General features: G+C 72.7%; 13 protein-coding genes and 1 pseudogene. 9 read left to right on the plus strand and 5 right to left on the minus strand.

From position 1 onward, the window contains the following. The first annotated feature begins 153 nt into the window (after positions 1-153). On the plus strand, positions 154-2,733 hold the full coding sequence (gene adhE, locus OG432_RS28005) for a bifunctional acetaldehyde-CoA/alcohol dehydrogenase (protein ID WP_356614616.1): 2,580 nt from the start codon (positions 154-156) through the stop codon (positions 2,731-2,733). A gap of 193 nt (positions 2,734-2,926) precedes the next feature. Here adhE and OG432_RS28010 read toward each other — a convergent pair whose 3' ends face one another. Next, the gene (locus OG432_RS28010; protein ID WP_328313731.1) at positions 2,927-3,973 is read right to left on the minus strand and encodes a DUF3533 domain-containing protein; all 1,047 of its coding nucleotides are present in this window, start codon (positions 3,971-3,973) and stop codon (positions 2,927-2,929) included. A 166-nt stretch (positions 3,974-4,139) separates the two neighbouring features. Here OG432_RS28010 and OG432_RS28015 point away from each other — a divergent pair, with 166 nt between their 5' ends. The 4 genes from OG432_RS28015 (at position 4,140) to OG432_RS28030 (ending at position 10,561) form a co-directional block, all read left to right on the plus strand. Continuing rightward, on the plus strand, positions 4,140-4,925 hold the full coding sequence (locus tag OG432_RS28015) for a VOC family protein (protein WP_328313732.1): 786 nt from the start codon (positions 4,140-4,142) through the stop codon (positions 4,923-4,925). Positions 4,926-5,047: 122 nt separating this feature from the next. After that, on the plus strand, positions 5,048-8,545 hold the full coding sequence (locus OG432_RS28020; protein WP_328313733.1) for a DNA polymerase III subunit alpha: 3,498 nt from the start codon (positions 5,048-5,050) through the stop codon (positions 8,543-8,545). Next, a complete protein-coding gene (locus OG432_RS28025) occupies positions 8,542-9,510 on the plus strand; it encodes a DNA polymerase Y family protein (protein WP_328313734.1) in 969 nt (322 codons plus the stop codon). The genes OG432_RS28020 and OG432_RS28025 overlap by 4 nt, the downstream gene beginning before the upstream one ends. A gap of 190 nt (positions 9,511-9,700) precedes the next feature. Continuing rightward, complete coding sequence (locus OG432_RS28030; RefSeq protein ID WP_328313735.1) at positions 9,701-10,561, plus strand: esterase/lipase family protein; 861 nt, start codon at positions 9,701-9,703, stop codon at positions 10,559-10,561. Between the two features lie 73 nt (positions 10,562-10,634). Here OG432_RS28030 and OG432_RS28035 read toward each other — a convergent pair whose 3' ends face one another. Then, positions 10,635-11,714: a lytic polysaccharide monooxygenase auxiliary activity family 9 protein gene (locus tag OG432_RS28035; RefSeq protein ID WP_328313736.1), complete on the minus strand. Its 1,080-nt coding sequence runs from the start codon at positions 11,712-11,714 to the stop codon at positions 10,635-10,637. A 207-nt stretch (positions 11,715-11,921) separates the two neighbouring features. On the opposite strand from OG432_RS28035, the pseudogene OG432_RS28040 reads away from it, so the two are divergent. The 3 genes and pseudogenes from OG432_RS28040 to OG432_RS28050 form a co-directional block, all read left to right on the plus strand. Further along, a pseudogene (locus OG432_RS28040) lies at positions 11,922-12,365 on the plus strand (GNAT family N-acetyltransferase); the annotation flags it as partial. Between the two features lie 73 nt (positions 12,366-12,438). Next, a complete protein-coding gene (locus OG432_RS28045) occupies positions 12,439-13,026 on the plus strand; it encodes a class I SAM-dependent methyltransferase (RefSeq protein WP_328313737.1) in 588 nt (195 codons plus the stop codon). Positions 13,027-13,122: 96 nt separating this feature from the next. Beyond that, on the plus strand, positions 13,123-13,497 hold the full coding sequence (locus tag OG432_RS28050) for a GntR family transcriptional regulator (RefSeq protein ID WP_328313738.1): 375 nt from the start codon (positions 13,123-13,125) through the stop codon (positions 13,495-13,497). Between the two features lie 49 nt (positions 13,498-13,546). Here the strand turns inward: OG432_RS28050 and OG432_RS28055 are convergent, their stop codons facing one another. Beyond that, positions 13,547-14,650: a DUF5925 domain-containing protein gene (locus OG432_RS28055; RefSeq protein ID WP_443058473.1), complete on the minus strand. Its 1,104-nt coding sequence runs from the start codon at positions 14,648-14,650 to the stop codon at positions 13,547-13,549. A 117-nt stretch (positions 14,651-14,767) separates the two neighbouring features. Here OG432_RS28055 and OG432_RS28060 point away from each other — a divergent pair, with 117 nt between their 5' ends. Then, a complete protein-coding gene (locus OG432_RS28060) occupies positions 14,768-16,213 on the plus strand; it encodes a xylan 1,4-beta-xylosidase (RefSeq protein WP_328313740.1) in 1,446 nt (481 codons plus the stop codon). Here the strand turns inward: OG432_RS28060 and OG432_RS28065 are convergent. Both OG432_RS28065 and OG432_RS28070 read right to left on the minus strand, forming a co-directional pair. Continuing rightward, positions 16,186-17,511: a lipopolysaccharide biosynthesis protein gene (locus tag OG432_RS28065; protein ID WP_443058474.1), complete on the minus strand. Its 1,326-nt coding sequence runs from the start codon at positions 17,509-17,511 to the stop codon at positions 16,186-16,188. The genes OG432_RS28060 and OG432_RS28065 overlap by 28 nt on opposite strands. 47 nt (positions 17,512-17,558) lie before the next feature. After that, positions 17,559-18,332 carry a polysaccharide deacetylase family protein gene (locus OG432_RS28070; protein ID WP_328315276.1) on the minus strand — a complete coding sequence of 258 codons (774 nt, stop codon included), beginning with the start codon at positions 18,330-18,332 and terminating at the stop codon, positions 17,559-17,561. Positions 18,333-18,340: the final 8 nt, after the last annotated feature.

Here is an 18,340-nt window from a genome sequence, read left to right on the forward strand (position 1 = left end):
CTCGCATGCTCGTAGCGCTCGACAGAAGGAGTTCCTGCCATGGAGGCCAAGAACACCGAGGACGTCATGACCGAGGGAGGCGTCACGGCCACCGTCGACGCCACGGCCGCCGCCGACGCCACGGCCGCGGGAAACGTCACGAGCGCCGAGATCATGGTCGACGCGCTGGTGCGGGGGGCCCAGGAGGCCCTCGGCCGGTTCGAGACGTTCACCCAGGAGCAGGTCGACCACATCGTCAAGAAGGCCTCGCTCGCCGCGCTGGGCGAGCACGGCGAACTGGCCCGGCTCGCCGTCGAGGAGACCGGCCGCGGCCTCTTCGAGGACAAGGCCGTCAAGAACCTCTTCGCCTGCGAGCACGTCGTCAACTCGATGCGGGGCCTGAAGACCGCCGGGGTGATCAGCCGCGACGAACTGAACGGCATCACCGAGATCGCCGAACCCGTCGGCGTCATCTGCGCGATGACCCCGGTCACCAACCCCACCTCGACGACCCTCTTCAAGGCGCTGATCGCCCTGAAGACCCGTAACCCGATCGTCTTCGCCTTCCACCCCTCCGCACAGAACTGCTCGGCGGCGGCCGCCCGGGTGGTGCGCGACGCCGCGATCGCGGCCGGGGCGCCCGAGGGCTGTGTGCAGTGGATCGAGACCCCGTCGATGGAGGCCACCGGGCTCCTGATGAACCACGAGGGCGTCTCCACCATCCTGGCCACCGGCGGCAACGCCATGGTCAAGGCCGCCTACTCCTGCGGCAAGCCCGCGCTGGGCGTCGGCGCGGGCAACGTACCGGCGTACGTCACCAGGAGCGGCAAGCTCGCCCGTGCCGTGCACGACATCGTGCTCTCCAAGTCCTTCGACCACGGCATGATCTGCGCCTCGGAACAGGCCGTCATCCTCGACAAGGAGGTGTACGAGCGGGGCCTCGCCGAGTTCCAGCGGCTGGGTGCATACGTCCTGAGCGCGGCCGAGAAGACCAAGCTGGAGGAGTTCGTCTTCGGCACCACCGCCTTCGCGAGCAACTGCGCGGGCGCCAGGCTCAACGCCGCGGTCGTCGGCAAGTCGCCCCGGTGGATCGCCGAACAGGCGGGCTTCGAGGTGCCGGAGACCACCTCGGTCCTGGTCGCCGAGTGCGCGGAGGCCGGCGAGGGCGAGCCCCTCACCCGCGAGAAGCTGTCCCCGGTCCTGGCCGCCCTCAAGGCCGACTCCACCGAACACGGCCTCCAACTCTCCGCTCGCATGGTCGAGTTCCACGGCCTGGGTCACAGCGCCGCCATCCACACCGAGGACGACGAGCTCGCCGAGGAGTTCGGCAAGCGCGTCAAGGCGATCCGCGTGATCGTGAACGCGCCCTCCACCTTCGGCGGCATCGGCGACGTCTACAACGCCTTCCTGCCCTCCCTCACCCTCGGCTGCGGCTCCTACGGGCACAACTCGGTGTCCAACAACGTCTCCGCGGTCAACCTCGTCAACGTCAAGCGGATCGGACGGCGCAACAACAACATGCAGTGGTTCAAGGTTCCGCCGAAGATCTACTTCGAGCGCAACTCCATCCGCTACCTCGGCGAGATGGACGGCCTGAAGCGGGTCACGATCGTCACCGACAAGACGATGGGCAGGCTCGGCTTCGTCCAGAAGGTCAGCGACATCCTCCGGGCCCGCCCCGGCTCGGTCGTCCTCCAGGTCATCGACACCGTCGAGCCCAACCCGGAGCTGTCGACGGTACGGGCCGGCGCCGCGATGATGCGCGACTTCGAGCCGGACACGATCGTCGCGCTCGGCGGCGGCTCGGCCATGGACGCCGCCAAGATCATGTGGCTGATGTACGAGCACCCGGAGGTCGAGTTCGCGGACACGAAGGAGAAGTTCTTCGACATCCGCAAGCGCGCCTACACCTTCCCGGCGCTCGGCGAGAAGGCCCAGCTGGTCGCCATCCCGACCACCTCGGGAACGGGCAGCGAGGTCACCCCCTTCGCGGTCATCTCCGACCCGGAGGCCGCGCAGAAGTACCCGCTGGCCGACTACGCGCTCACGCCGAACGTCGCGATCGTCGACCCGGTGCTCCCGATGGGCCTGCCCGCCACCGTGACCGCCGACTCCGGCTTCGACGCCCTGACCCACGCCACCGAGGCGTACGTCTCGGTCTACTCCAACGACTACACCGACGGCCTCTGCCTCCAGGCCATCAAGCTGATCTTCGAGAACCTGGAGCGCTGCGTGGTGGACGGGGCGGCCGACCCCGAGGCGCGCGAGAAGATGCACAACGCCTCGACGGTGGCGGGCATGGCCTTCGCCAACGCCTTCCTCGGCCTGGTGCACGCCATGGCGCACACCCTCGGCAACACCTTCCACGTCGCCCACGGCCGCACCAACGCGCTGCTCCTGCCGCACGTCATCCGGCACAACGGCCAGGTGTCCGGGAAGGCGACCCCGTGGCCGAAGGCCGAGGTCTACCGGGCCCCGGAGCGCTTCCAGGAGATCGCCAGGATGCTGGGCCTGCCGGCCGCGACCCCCGAGGAGGGCGTCGAGTCCTACGCGCGGGCCGTCGAGGACCTGCGCGCCAAGTGCGGCATCCCCGCCTCCTTCCAGGAGGAGGGCGTCGACGAGAGCGCCTTCATCGAGGCCCTGCCGGTCCAGGCGATGAACGCCTACGCCGACCAGTGCGCCCCGGCCAACCCGCGGATGCCGATGATCGACGACATGAAGGAGCTCATGACGCGGGCGTACTACGGCAAGTAGGCCCGCGGGTCCCGGCGGGCACAGGGCCGCCCGTCGCGGGCGGGCGGCCCTGCGCCATGTCGCCGGGGGCCGGTCGAGCCTCCGGCGGCCCGGTCACGTCTTCAGGTGCTCGGACCGGGCCGCGCCTGTGCGCTCGGCTCCATCCGCCTTACGGAGAGGGCGTGTTCGGCCGGGCCGGAGCGGCGCGGGATGCTCACACGCCTGACGGCCGCTCGGCTGCCGGCCACTCGCTTGCCGGCCGCTCGCCGCGGTCGCGGTTCAGACCGGCCAGGACCACGGTGATGACGGCGCCGGCCACCGCCCAGATCGAGAGCACCAGGAGCGGGCCGGTGACCGCCTCGCCCCTGAAGTACGCGATCGAGCGCGCCGACCAGGTGCCGGCGCCGGGCGGAAGACCCGGTCCGATCGTCCGCCAGAACGGCGGGAGCAGCGGATACGGATAGGCGCCGCCCGCGCTCGGATTGCCGAGGACGACGATGACGAGGATCGCGAGGCCGATGCCGACGACACCGGCGAGCCCCTGGAAGGCGAGCGTCGTGGCGCCCACCGCGAACACGACGAGCGCGCCGAGCCCGGCCAGGCCGAGATAGCTGCCCGGCAGCGCGCCGAGCACCGGCCCGATGATGAGCGAGCCGAGCAGCCCCGCGGCGATCGAGTACACCGCGAGCACCGCGAGCCGGATCAGCGCGCGATGGGTGTTGGCGGGCCGGGCGCCCGCGCTGATCGCCAGGATCGCGGCACACAGATAGCCGCCCACGCACCAGCCGACGACGAGGTAGAACGCGGACAGAGTGCGCGAGTCGCCCGCGGAACCGGGGGCGACGTCGACCACCTCGACGGTGCGCCGCTGCGCCTTCTCGGCAGCCGTCGTGATCGTTTCCACGGCCTGTGCGAGCGAGGCCCCGCCGCCGCTCGCCACGAACAGCTTGTCGGTGGTGCCCCGGGGGTCGACGAGCAGCGCCCCGTCGATGCTGCGGTCACGCATCTGCCGCAGGGCGTCGGCCGCGTTCTCGGCCGTCCGTACGTCGAGCGGATCGCCGGGCAGTGAGCCGAGACGCTGGGTGAGCTGACCGCTGATCTGCTGGGGCGCGACCACGGCGAAGGGAATGTCCTTCGGCTTGGGGTTGTGGAAGGCGCCCGCGTAGGACGCGATGAAGGCGACCATCAGTCCCAGTACGCCGATGACCAGCAGGGCGGCCCGCACGGTGACGGCGTTCTTCACCTCGTCGACGAAAGTCATGCCCCTACGCTCTGCCGCGCCGCGCACGCACGCAGTCGGGGCGGGGCCGAATGGCTGAGCCCGGCCGTCCGGCTGTCGGGGCGGGCCGCCCGCTGCCACGCTGGGGGAGAGCAGGCCCCCGGGGCCGCAGCCCCGGGGCATACGCAGCACGTGACAGGAGCACCCCATGCTGACCTCCACACAGGTGCCGGGCGGGCCGAACTGGTTCGACCTCGGCGCCCCCGACATCGACGCGGCCGTCTCCTTCTACACCGGCCTGTTCGACTGGCGGTTCCAGTCCGCGGGGCCGGAGGCCGGGGGCTACGGCTTCTTCCAGAAGGACGGCCGGACGCTGGGCGCGGTGGGCCCGCTCGACCAGGGTGCGAGCCCCGCGTGGACCGTGTACTTCCGCACCGTCGACGCCGACGCCACCGCCAAGGCGGTCGAGCGGGCGGGCGGCACGGTCCGCTTCCCGCCCATGGACGTCTTCACGGCCGGCCGGATGGCGGGCTTCACCGATCCGACGGGCGCCGAGTTCGCCGTGTGGCAGCCCGGGGACACCGATGGCATCGAGATCGTCAACGACCCCGGCAGCGTCAGCTGGATCGAGCTCTACACCACCGACGCCGCCGCGGCGAAGTCCTTCTACGGCTCGGTCCTGTCGTGGGAGACCCGTGACATGCCGGTGGACGCGGGCATCGACTACGCGATCGCCGGACCGGCCGGGGGCGGTGAGCGGACCATGCACGGCGGCATCATGCAGCTGCCCCGGGAGAACCTGGACGCCGGATCGACCTCCGAGTGGCATCCCTACTTCGAGGTCGAGGACTGCGACGCCGCGGTCGCGACCGCCCAGGAGCTCGGTGCGACGATCATCATCGGGGCCATGGAGACCCCGGGTGCGGGACGCATCGCCATGATGCTCGACCCCTTCGGCGCCCCTTTCGCGGTCATCAAGAGCGCCACGGCCTGACCCCGGCGGGCACCTGCCGGAGCGGTCCGGCAGGTGCCCGTTCGAACATGTCGCACGTACGTTCGAAACTGGTCTATGGTGGAAGGGAGGGGGTGGTGAGAACGGATCGGTAGGAGGTGCGGATGCCCGGCTTCACGCATCTGCACACCGTTTCCGGGTTCTCCCTGCGGTACGGGGCCTCCCACCCGGAGCGGCTGGCCGAACGCGCCGCCGACCGCGGCATGGACGCCCTCGCGCTGACCGACCGGGACACCCTCGCGGGCACGGTCCGCTTCGCCAAGGCCTGTGCCGAGGCGGGAATCCGGCCGCTGTTCGGAGTCGACCTCGCCGTGCCGGAACACCTCGCGGACGTGGGCCACACCCGGGGCCGGGCCCGGCGCACCCCCGTGCGGGGCGGCGCGTTCGTCGACGAATCCGCCCCCAGGGTCACCTTCCTCGCCCGTGACGGCGCGACCGGCTGGGCCGAGCTGTGCCGCCTGGTCAGCGCCGCGCACACCGCCGAGGGGCGCCCGCTCCTGAGCCCTGCCGATCTGCCCGCCGAAGGACTCACCGTGCTGCTCGGCCCGGCCTCCGAGATCGGCCGCGCGCTCAGTGCCGGCCGCCCCGACCGGGCCGCGCGGCTGCTCGCGCCCTGGCGGGAGATCTACGGCGACGCGCTCCGCCTCGAAGCCGTCCACCACGGGCTGCGGGGGACCGGCCCCGGCTCCCTCCGGCTCGCCGCGCGCACCGTCGGCTTCGCCGCCGACCAGGGCGTACGCGCCGTCCTCACCAACGCCGCGCGCTACGCCGACCCCGGGCAGGGCCCGGTCGCCGACGTGCTCGACGCGGCGCGGCGCCTGGTGCCGGTGCGGGCGCCGTTCGACAGCGGCGAGCGCTGGCTCAAGGGCCCGGACGCCATGTTCAAGATCGCCGAGCGGGTCGCGGAGGCGGCCGGCTGGCGGCGCGACGTCGCCCACCGCCTGCTCGCCATGACCGAGGAGACCGCGGCCGCATGCCTCGTCGACCCCCAGGACGACCTCGGCATCAAGACCTTCGCCCACTTCCCCGAGCCACACCTGGTCGGCGCGGCCGACCGTACCCCGCAGCGCGTCCTCGCCTCGCGGGCCGCCGCCGGCATGGTGCTGCACGGCTACGCGGGCCGGCGCGCGTACTGGGAGCGGATGCACCACGAGCTGGACATCATCGCGCACTGGGGATTCGCCTCGTACTTCCTCACCGTCGCCCAAGTCGTCGACGACGTACGGGAGATGGGCATCCGGGTGGCGGCGCGCGGCTCCGGCGCGGGCTCGCTCGTCAACCACCTCCTCGGCATCGCCCACGCCGACCCCGTCGAGAACGGGCTCCTGATGGAGCGCTTCCTGTCCAAGCAGCGGCCGGTGCTGCCCGACATCGACATCGACGTGGAGTCCGCCCGCCGGCTCGACGTCTACCGCGCGATCATCGACCGCTTCGGCACCGAGCGGGTCGCCACCGTCTCCATGCCCGAGACCTATCGGGTGCGGCACGCGATCCGGGACGTGGGCGCCGCCCTGTCCATGGACCCGGCCGTGATCGACGAGATCGCCAAGTCCTTCCCGCACATCCGGGCCCGCGACGCCCGCGCCGCCCTGAAGGAACTCCCCGAACTGCGTTCCCTGGCAGGGGAGATGGAGAAGTACGGCAAGCTCTGGGAGCTCGTCGAAGCGCTGGACGCCCTGCCGCGCGGCATCGCCATGCACCCGTGCGGCGTGCTCCTCTCGGACGCCTCGCTGCTGCGCCGCACCCCGGTGATGCCCACCAGCGGCGAGGGGTTCCCCATGTCCCAGTTCGACAAGGAGGACGTGGAGGACCTCGGCCTGCTCAAGCTGGACGTCCTGGGCGTACGGATGCAGTCCGCGATGGCCCATGCCGTGGCCGAGATCGGCCGGGCCACCGGCGAGGAGCTCGACATCGACGACCCCGCGCAGGTCCCGCCGGGCGACGGCGCGACCTATCGACTCATCGCCTCCACCGAGACGTTGGGCTGCTTCCAGATCGAATCGCCCGGCCAGCGCGACCTGGTGGGCCGGCTCCAGCCGTCGACCTTCCACGACCTCGTCGTCGACATCTCGCTGTTCCGGCCCGGCCCGGTGGCCGCCGACATGGTGCGCCCCTTCATCGAGGCCCGGCACGGCCGGGCCCCGGTCCGCTTCCCGCACCCCGACCTGGCCGACGCGCTGCGCGACACCTACGGCGTGGTCGTCTTCCACGAGCAGATCATCGAGATCGTGAACATCATGACCGGCTGCGGCAGGGGCGAGGCCGACCGGGTGCGGCGCGGGCTGTCCGACCCTCAGTCGCAGGCGCGCATCAAGGTCTGGTTCGCCCGGCGCGCCCAGGAGCGGGGCTACGCGCCCGAGGTGATCGCCCGCACCTGGGAGATCGTCGAGGCCTTCGGGTCGTACGGGTTCTGCAAGGCGCACGCCGTCGCCTTCGCCGTGCCGACCTACCAGTCGGCCTGGCTCAAGGCGCACCACCCGGCCGCCTTCTACGCCGGACTGCTCACCCACGACCCCGGGATGTATCCGAAGCGCCTGCTCCTCGCGGACGCGCGGCGGCGCGGGGTGCCGATCCTGCCGGTGGACGTGAACCGTTCCTCGGCCGCACACATAATCGAACTGGTGTCCGGTACGTGGGGGGTGCGGCTCGCGCTCCGCGACGTCCACGGGATCAGCGAGGCCGAGAGCGCCCGCATCGAGGCCGGCCGGCCCTACGCCTCGCTGCGCGACTTCTGGCAGCGGGCCAGGCCCAGCCGGCCGGTGGCCGAGCGACTCGCCCGGATCGGCGCGCTCGACGCGTTCGGCGGCAACCGGCGCGACCTGCTGCTCCACCTCTCCGAACTCCACGGCACACGTCACGCGGCCGGCGGTCAACTCCCTCTGGACGGAGGCGCCTTGACGGCCGGCGCGGGCCTGCCCGACCTGGACGGGGCGGAACGGCTCAGCGCCGAACTCGGCGTCCTCGGCATGGACGCCTCGCGCCACCTGATGGAGGACCACACCGCCTTCCTGCGCGAACTCGGCGTCGTCTCCGCCAAGCGACTGCGTGCCGCCGAGCACGGGCAGACCGTCCTGGTCGCGGGCGCCAAGGCGGCCACCCAGACCCCGCCGATCCGCTCCGGCAAGCGGGTCGTCTTCAGCACCCTCGACGACGGCACGGGGCTGGTCGACCTGGCCTTCTTCGACGACAGTCACGACGCCTGCGCCTACACCGTCTTCCACTCCTGGCTCCTGCTCGTGCGCGGCGTGGTGCAGCGCCGCGGCCCGCGCAGCCTCAGCGTGGTGGGCGCTCGCGCCTGGAACCTCGCCGAACTCGTGGAACTGCGCCGCGAGGGCGGCCTCGACGCGGTCGCGGCCCGCCTCGCCGCCCCGCCCGAACGGACCGGCCCCGCCGAAGCGGCCGAACGGTCCGGAGTGGCGGAACGGTCCGGAGCGGCGGAGCCGGCTGCCGCGACGACGGCCGGGCCGTCCACCGACAACGGCCGCCGCATCCACCTGTCCACCGGCTACGAACTGAACCCCTGGGCGGACCTGCGCCCGGCGGGCGAACAGGCCGCCACCGGACGGAAGTTGTGGCACTCCAGCCCAGGGAGCGCGGGATGATCCTCTGTGCACGCTTCGCCCTCGCGGACGCGGGAGCGCTGCTTCCCCCGCTGATCGCGCTGACCGAGAACCTCACCCCGGTCGTCCAGGCCCTGCCGCCCGACGGCCTCCTCGCCGACCTGGGCGGTGCCGAGAAGTACTTCGGCCAGGGCGCCGGACAGCTCGCCGCGGTCCTGCGGGTGCGCGCGCTGGCCCACTTCGGCCTGGAGTGCGCCATCGGGCTCGCGCCCAACCCGATGCTGGCCAGGATGGCGGCCAGGGACGCCGGCCCCGGGACGACCCGGACGGTCCGCCCCGACGAGGTGGACCGCTACCTCGCCACGCAGCCGGTCCGCGCCCTCGACGGCATCGGCCGCTCGACCGCCCGCACCCTCTGCGCGTACGGACTCGACACGGCGGGGCGACTGGCCGGGGCCCCGCCGGGCACCGTGCAGCGGATCCTCGGCGCGAAGGCGGGCCGCGACCTCCAGGAACGCGCCCGCGGCATCGACCGCACCCCCGTGGTCCCGAACGCGTCCGCCCGCTCCCTGGCCGCCGAACGGACCTTCCCCCGCGACGAGTTGGACCCGGTGCGCCAGCGTCGGGCGCTGCTCTCCCTCGCGGAGGAACTGGGTGTCCGGCTGCGCGGCGCCGACCAGGTGTGCCGCTCCCTCAGCCTGGCCGTGCGCTACGCCGACCGGTCCACCACGACCCGCACCCGCGGCCTGCGCGAGCCCTCGGCCCACTCGCCCGCACTGGCCGACCTGGCCCAGGGGCTCCACGCCTCCCTCGGCCTGCAACGCGCCAGGGTGCGCGGCATCGCGCTGCGGGCCGAGGGCCTCGCGGCGGCGGAACACGCCGCACACCAGCTCACGTTCGACCCCCGGGACGAACGGGCGCGCCGCATCGAGGTGGTGGCCGACCGCGCCCGCGCCAAGTTCGGCCCCCGCGCCATCATCCCGGGATCGCTGTCGGACGCGGCCTGAGCGCATCCCGGCGGGAACGGCACCCTCGACACGACAAGTTTTACCGACGCGTAACTTCACTCCTACGCTACCCGTGCGTAATTTGGCGTGAGCACGCCCCGTACGCACCCAGTACGGCACCTCACTTGTGGTCCGGGCCGCAGGGCGAATCCCCCATCGCAACTCCCTTGAGCCGCAAGGAGATCACCCGATGCTGCCCTGGAAACGTGTGCTCAGACCGCTGTCCGCGCTGCTGCTCGCGGCCGCCGCCGCGCTCGCCCCCGCAACCGCCGCGCACGCCCAGTCCGCGCCGAGCAGTGGCTGGAACGACTACGCCTGCAAGCCGTCCACCGCCCACCCCCGGCCCGTCGTCCTGGTGCACGGCACCTTCGGCAACGGCACCGACAACTGGCTGGCCCTCGCCCCGTACCTGGTCAACCGCGGGTACTGCGTCTTCTCCCTCGACTACGGCCAGCTCCCGGGCGTGCCCCTGTTCGACGGCCTCGGCCCCATCGACAAGTCCGCGGCCCAACTCGCCACCTTCGTCGACAAGGTGCTCGCCGCGACCGGCACGCCCAAGGCCGACCTGGTCGGCCACTCCCAGGGCGGCATGATGCCGCGCTGGTACCTGAAGTTCCTGGGCGGCGCCGCCAAGGTCAACGCCCTCGTCGGGATCGCCCCCGACAACCACGGCACCACCCTCGACGGCCTCACCCAGCTGCTGCCCTACTTCCCCGGCGCCGAGGACCTGCTGACGCTCGCCACCCCGGGCCTCGCCGACCAGATGGCGGGCTCGCCCTTCGTCACCAAGCTGAACCAGGGCGGCGACACCGTCCCCGGCGTCCACTACACCGTCATCGCCACCAAGTACGACGAGGTGGTCACCCCCTACCGCTCGCAGTTCCTGAACGGCCCCGACGTCCACAACGTCCTCATCCAGGACAAGTGCGCGCTCGACCTCTCCGAACACGTGGCGATCGGCCTCACCGACCGCGTCGCCTACCACGAGGTGGCCAACGCGCTCGACCCGGCGCACGCCACCCCCACCACCTGCGCCTCCGTCGTCGGCTGACCCGCGCCGCCGGACCGCGTCCCACGCCGACCGCCCCTCCCGGAACCCGGGAGGGGCGGTCCGTTCGTTCGGGTCAGCGGCCGTGACGGCCAACCGCGGCCCTGCGGCGCAGCGTTGCGAAGAGCGCCGCGGCGCCCACCGCGATCGCGCCCGCGCCCCCGATGGCCAGGTACGGGGTGCTGCCGTCACCGCCGGTCTCGGCGAGGTTCTGCGTGCCGGACGCACCGGTCGTGGTGCTCGTTCCGGCCGTTCCCGTCGTTCCCGTCGTGCCGGTGGCGTCGACCGGAGCGGCCGCCGACCCGTCCGCCTGCGGCTCGTTGCCCGTTGTCCCACCACTGCCGGCCGGGGCCGCGCCCGGCTGCGTGCTCGGGGCGGCGGAGTCGTGGTGGTGCTGGACCGTCGACTTGCCGGCGCCGTCCGCGATCTCCTGCTCGGAGGGCGCGGAGGCCGTCGGAGCCGGGGCGCCCGCCGTGCCGCTGTCCTTGCCGAACACCACGTCGGAGCAGGTGTAGAAGGCCTCGGGGCTGTCCGAACGCTGCCAGATCGAGTAGATCAGGTGGCGGCCGGACCGGGCCGGGATCTTCCCGTCGAAGACGTAGTCGCCGCCCTGCATCGGCGGGTCGGTGACCTTGACGAACGGAGTCGCCTCCAGGTCCGACCACTTGAGCGGCTTCGACGGGTCGTAGCCGTCCTTGGTGATGTACAGCTCGAACGAGCCCTTGTGCGGCGCGGTTCCCTTGTAGTGGAACGTGTGGTTGCCCGCGGACAGCTTGCTGGCCGGCCAGTCCGCGCGCGGCAGATCGAGCCCCTTGTACTTGTCGTTGCCGCCGCTGCACAGCTGACCGTCCGGGATGATCTCCTTCGACTTGCCCGCGGCGTTGGCCATGTTCACCGCGGCCCAGTCGTAGAAGGCCTGCGCGCCGCTGGCCGCGACGGCGGCCTTGCACGCCGCCGACTTCGGGCTCTCCGGGCCCTCCGCGTAGCAGGCCGAGACCCGGCTGACCGGATCCGTCATGGAACCGTGCGCGGCGGCCGGCCCGGCCGCGAGACCCGTCAGAGCGAGCGGCACGAAGCCGACCGCGGCGACGACGGCGGCCCTGCGCCGACGGGGACCCCGCTGCTCGGACGCGGTGGAGAGCTGGGGGAAGGTCATCGTGACGTACTCCTTCGGTGATGCACGGGCGTGGGGGTCGTGTGGGGGTTCGCGATAGCCGGAAGTCCCGTCCGGCGATCAGCACGCTAGCCCCAAGAAACCGTGAAATCCCCTGCTGGGAGCGGGTGGTGGCCATCCTTATGGTCGCTTTAAGGAGCCACTCAGAACCGATTAAGAACGGGCCCGCCCGCGCCGTACCGTGGACCCATGAACGAGGAGATCCGGCTCGCGAACGCCGGCGACGTGGCCCGGGTGAAGGACGTCACCGACGCCGCCTACCACCCCTACATCGCACGCATCGGTGTCGTTCCCGCCCCCATGCGGGCCGACCACGCGGCGGACATCGCGGCGCGACGCGTCTTCGTGGCCGGCGACCCGGTCGTCGGGGTGCTGGTCCTCGTCCCGGAGCCCGGCCACCTCTTCCTCGACTCGATCGCCGTCCACCCGGACGCCCGGGGCACCGGCCTCGGCCGGCGGCTGCTGCACTTCGTGGACGAGCACGCGCGCGCCCTGGCCCTGCCCGAAGTGCGGCTCTACACGGACGCGTTGATGTGGGAGAACCAGCGGATCCATCCGCGCTACGGGTACGAGCTCGTCGAGCGCCGCGTGGACGGACCCTACGACCGCCTGCACTACCGCAAGGCGCTGGACCCCCCGGCGGGGGCGAGCCGGGCCCGAACTGATCATCCGGCCGATTGTCAGTGGTGCCTGGCACGATCGGGGCATGGACATCGACTGGAACGAGGCCGCCGCCACCTTCGACGAGGACGCGGACCACGGGCTGCGCGACCCCGCCGTGCGGGCCGCCTGGGACGAGCGCCTCGGAGGGTGGCTGCCGGACCGCGCGGGCGATTTCCTCGACCTCGGCTGCGGCACGGGCAGCCTGTCCCTGCTGGCCGCCGAACGGGGGCACCGCGTCACGGCCGTCGACCTGGCGCCCCGCATGACGGAGCGGGCCCGGACCAAACTGGCCGGTACCGGCGCCGAGGTGCTGACCGGTGACGCGGCGCGGCCGCCCGTCGAAGGCCGCACCTTCGACGCGGTGCTCGCCCGCCACGTGGTGTGGACCCTGCCCGACCACGAAGCGGCGCTGCGGCACTGGTGGTCGCTGCTGCGCCCGGCCGGCCGGCTGATCCTGGTCGAGGGGGTGTGGGGCGGCGCCGGCATACCCGCCGAGCGCCTCATGGCGGCGCTCGCCCCGCTGAACGCCGAGGCGCGGTACGAACGGCTCTCCGAGGACGCGCGGTTGTGGGGCCGCGCGGTGGACGACGAACGGTACGTGGTGGTCGCGACGGCGTCAGCGGGCGGATGACGCGTCGGCCTTCGAGGGCCGTGAACCGGCCGAATTCGTGGCCGTGATGTACCTCGGTGGCACGGATCGAGGAGCAGGACGGGGGAGAATCGAGGGGTGACCCTCAAGATCGTGATTGACCAGGGCGCGCCCACCGCGCCGTACGAGCAACTGCGCGCCCAGATCGCCGGGCGGGCCCGTTCCGGGAGGCTGCCGGTCGGCTACAAACTGCCCACGGTCCGCGGCCTCGCCGAGGAGCTCGGGCTCGCCGCGAACACGGTGGCCAAGGCGTACCGGGCCCTGGAGGCGGACGGCGTCATCGAGACCCGGGGCCGCAACGGAACGTTCGTCGCGGCGGCGGGGGACGCGTCGGCGCGGCTCGCCGCGACCGCCGCGGCCACCTACGCGCGAGAGGCCCACCGCCTCGGCCTCGCCCGGGACGCCGCCCGCGCCGTGGTCGAGGACGCGCTGCGGGCGGTGTACGGGAAGTGAGGACCGGGGGGACCCCGGCCGGCGCCGGGGTGAAGCCCCCTCGCCGCCCTTACAGGTAGAGCCCCGCGTCCGATCCGGGACGCTGGTCCGGCACGGACGCCGGGGACGCGCCGCGCCGCAGGGCGTACAGCTCGGCCAGGGTGGAACCGTCGCGGGGGACGCCTTCCTCGGTGCCAAGCCAGCCGACCGCCTCCGCCCGGGTCAGCGCGCCGACCTCGATGCGCGCCAGGCAACGGCCCGGACGCACCACCGCCGGATGCAGGCGCTCCAGGTCCTCGTTGGTGGTGACGCCCACCAGGACGTTGCGGCCCTGCCCCAGCAGTCCGTCGGTCAGGTTCAGCAGCCTCGAAAGGGCCTGTCCCGCCGTGTGCTTGGCCTCGCCGCGGATCAGCTCGTCGCAGTCCTCCAGGAGCAGCAGCCGCCAGCGGCCCTTCGCGCTGCCGTCGTCCTCACCGATCGCGATGTCCATCAGATAGCCGACGTCGTTGAAGAGCCGCTCCGGGTCGAGCACGCAGTCCACCTGGCACCAGTCGCGCCAGGACCGGGCCAGGGTGCGCAGCGCCGACGTCTTGCCGGTGCCCGGCGGCCCGTGCAGCAGCAGGAGCCGGCCCGCGATGTCGTCGGGGGTGACCTTCATCAGCCGGTCGAGCGCGTCGGCGACCGGCGCCGTGTAGTTGGGCCGCACCTCGTCCCAGGTACCGGCCGCGATCTGCCGCGTCGTGCGGTGCGGGCCGCGCCGCGGCGACACGTACCAAAAGCCCATCGTGACGTTCTCGGGCTGCGGCTCCGGCTCGTCCGCCGCGCCGTCGGTGGCCTGTTTCAGCACCTGCTCGGCCAGCTCCTCGCTGGTCGCGGTCACCGTCACGTCCGCGCCCCGGTTCCAACGGGAGACCAGCAGCGTCCAGCCCGCGCCCTCGGCCAGTGTGGCGCTGCGGTCGTCGTCGCGCGCGGCCCGCAGCACCTTCGCGGCCGGCGGCAGCAGACTGACGCCCTTCTTGACCCGGTCGATGGAGGCGCTGTACGAGAACGGCTGCTCGCCCGTGGCGAAGCGGCCGAGGAAGAGTGCGTCGACGACGTCGGACGGCGAGTCGCTGTCGTCCATGGTCAGCCGAATCGGCAGCGCGCCTTCTGGGTTCGCAGACATGCCGCCCATGATCCGGCAACGGGGCCTTCCCCGCACGCGCTTTGTCCCGTTGGCGGCCCCAGCGGCGTGCCGGGGGCGTCCCGGCGAAACTGGCCGGAACGCCAACTACCGCGGCTACGCTCATCCATGATGGAACGTCACCGTGAAATCACCGTCCGGGGCGGCAGCGCATCCGCCCGCGGACCCGGGCACGGCTCCGGCGGCGCCTTCGCCCGCCGGCGCGGCGCAGGCGGCGCTGTGCCCCGGCGCTGGGTCTCGGTCGTCGTGGCGGCCCTGCTCGTCGCCGCGTTCGCCCTCACCGGGTGCGACGGCGGTGCCCCGGACACCGGCGGCCCCGGCCCAGGGCCGACCGGGGGGAGCAACACCGACCCCGCGCTCGGCTGGGGCTTCACCCACACGCAGCACAGCGCCGACACCGGCGACGGGGATGCCGTGGCGCGCGCCCGCGAGCTGCTCTCGGGGCGAGGCCTGCCGCAGGACCAGGCGATCATGGGATGGGGCGTGGGCAACCCCGAACCCTCGCCCGGCACCTACGACTTCGCGGACCTCGACCGGCGCATCGCCTACATCCGCTCCACCGGCGCCACCCCCGTCATCACCCTGTGCTGCGCGCCCGACTGGATGAAGGGCGGCCGCGCCGGAGCGAGCCGGACGGACTGGAGCGTGGAGTCCCTGGAAGCGGCGCCGCTCCCCGCGCACTACAAGGACTTCGCCGCCCTGGCCGCCAGGGTCGCCGAACGCTATCCGGACGTACGCCACTTCATCGTGTGGAACGAGTTCAAGGGCTTCTTCGACGACGCCCGCGGGCAATGGAACTACCAGGGCTACACCCGGCTCTACAACGCCGTCTACGACGCCGTGAAGAAGGCCGACGCGGACAATCTCGTCGGCGGGCCCTATCTGGTGATGGACAGTTACGGTCCGGGGGAGCGGTCGTACGCGTCCTCGCTCAAGGGCCCCTGGGGCTCGGTCGACCAGCGGGTCCTCGACGCCTTCACATACTGGAACGAGCACAAGAAGGGCGCCGACTTCGTGGTCGTCGACGGCGCCAGTCCCACTCGGACCGGCCAGACGCTCCCCGACGCCTTCTCCGCCACCGACAAGCTGACGGCCGTCAGCGCATGGGTGCGCGAGCGGAGCGGGCTCCCCCTGTGGTGGGCGGAGTACTACGTCGAGCCGCCCGCGTCGGGCTGGAGCGAGCAGCGGCGCCTCGCCACCCAGGCCGTCGCCATGGCGGCCCTGGCCCGCGGCGGGACCGACACCGCCTTCTACTGGAGCCCCGAGCGGCAGAGCGGGCCGTGCCCCGGCTGCCTGTGGAGCCCCACCCAACGCGCGGACGGGGGAGGCCAGCTGCCGATGTACGCGCTCCTCGCGAAGTTCGCCGCCGCCTTCCCGCCGGGCACCCGGTTCACCGGCGTCGACCCGGCCCCGGGGGACGCCCCGGACGTCCGCGTGCTGGCGAGCGCCAAGGACGTGCTCGTCGTCAACACCCTCGACCGTGCCGTCGACGCGAACGTCGACGGCACGTCGTTCCCGATGGGGGCCTACGAGGTGCGCTGGCTGCGCCGCTGAGGGCCCGGCGAGCGCAGTACCCCGAACAGCTTCACCGCCGCGATCACCGCGATCACCGAGAGGCTCGCGACTTCCGCGACACCCACCCCGGTCAGGCCCAGCGCAGGCAGCAGCGCGAGGGTGCACCCGAGCACCGAGGCGCACAACGCGCCCTGGATCAGGGCGAGTCCGGCGGTACGGCTCTGCACGCGGAGCACCGCGAAGTACACCTCGATCACCACCCGCAGCACCGCGCCGATCGCCAGCCAGCGCAGCAGCGCCGTGGCATGGAGGGCGTACCCCTCGCCGAACACGTGGAGGATGTGCGGCGCGAAGGCGAACAGGAAGCCGCAGACCGGCAGCACGATCTTGACCATCCGGATCAGCGCCGCCCGCGCGTTGCGCCCCAGGCGCTCCGGATCGTGTGCGCCCTCGACGGTCAGCGAGGCGCCCATGTTGATGGCGAGCAGTTCCACGGTGCCGCCGATGGTCGCCGTGATGTAGAAGTACGCGTTGTCGGCCGCGCTGATCCGGGAGGCCACGATCACCGGCACCAGATAGACCACGGCCAGCGCGAACAGCGATCCGGTGCAGTCCCCGGCCAGGAAGCGTCCCATCTGCCGGTAGGCCGGCGGCCGCGCGATGTGCGCGGTCAGTTCCACATGGCGGGGTACCAGGCGCCGGAAGACCAGCCAGCCCAGCGGCAGGACCGACACCGTGATCGCCGCGACCCACGACACGAAGACGCCGCTGGTCGGCAGCGAGGCCGCGACAGCCACCAGGAGCAGCAGCTTGACCGCGGAGAACGCGGTGTTGCCGACCGGCACCCAGAACGCGCTGCGCAGCCCCGTCAGCACCCCGTCCTGCAACGTCAGGACCGACCAGGCGACCACGGCGGCGATGAATCCGAGCCCGGTGACCGGGCCGTGCAGGAACCGGTACGAGGGCCCCCAGAAGTCCAGTGTCTCCACGAAGACCAGGGTGGCCACGGCGACCACACACGCGCTCACCGCGTACGTGCGCGCCACGAGACGACCGGTGGCGGCGCCCGACACCGGGATGAACCGTGCCATCGTCCCGGTCAGGGTGAGCGCACTGATCCCGGCCAGGAACTTCATGGCGGCGATCGCCGCCGAGCCCCGGCCGACCGCGTCGTCGGTGTAGTACCGGGCGGCGACCAGCCAGAAGCCGAGCCCGAGCACGGCGCTGATGCCGGTGTTGAGCATCAGCGCGTAGGCGTTGCGGAAGAGGGGCGCGCCCCGGTGCCCGGCCGGGTTCCGTGCGGCGCGGCCGCCCTTGGCGGTGCTCACGTCACGCACGGGCAGCGCCCACCTTCTGGATCCGGTCGGTCGTGTCCACACGGTCGTCACGGACCGCCGCGCTTGCGCCCGGCCCTGCGAGCCCCGCGGACCAGGGCGTAGCCCTTCGTCAGGACGCGGTCGGCGGCGAAGGCGCGCGCGATGTCGCGGCCCGTGCCCACGACGAGGCGCTCGAACGCGTCGAGGCCGGTGTCACGCCGGACCGTCACCCGTTCCAGCGCGTACGGCCCTTGGCGGCGCTCGGCGAGCGCGTTGCCCACGGCGAGCGCCTGGCCGAAGCCCGCCGACCGTACGGTACGCCGCACCCGGCGGCTGGAGTAGCCGTACGGATAGGCGAAGGAGGACGGCGGGCGGCCCAGCTCCTCGGTGAGGATCTCCTTGCAGCGCACCGTCTGCGACCGGAGCCGCTCGTCGGTGAGCTGGTCCAGCTGGGGGTGGGTGTGGCTGTGCCCGCCGATCTCGGCCCCCGCCGCGGCGAGTTCACGCACCTGGTCCCAGTCCAGCATGGTGTCCAGGGCGCCCCCTTCGTCGTGGGCGCCCCGCAGCCAGCCCGTCGTGACGAAGAGCGTGGAGGCGAAGCCGTACGAGGCGAGCACCGGCAGGGCGTGGCGGTGCACCCCTTCGTACCCGTCGTCGAAGGTGATCAGGACGGGCCGGCGCGGAAGCGCGCCCGCGGTGCGCCAGGCGTGCGCGAGCTGCGCCGTGGTGACCGGCGTGCAGCCCAGTTCGGCCAGCAGTTCCATCTGGTCCGCGAAGGCCCCCGGCGCCACGGAGAGCCCGTACGCCGCCCGCGCGGGGGAGTGCGCCACGGAGTGGTACATGAGAATGG

It is taken from the genome of Streptomyces sp. NBC_00442 (assembly GCF_036014195.1).
In the GTDB taxonomy this organism is placed as follows: Bacteria; Actinomycetota; Actinomycetes; order Streptomycetales; family Streptomycetaceae; genus Streptomyces.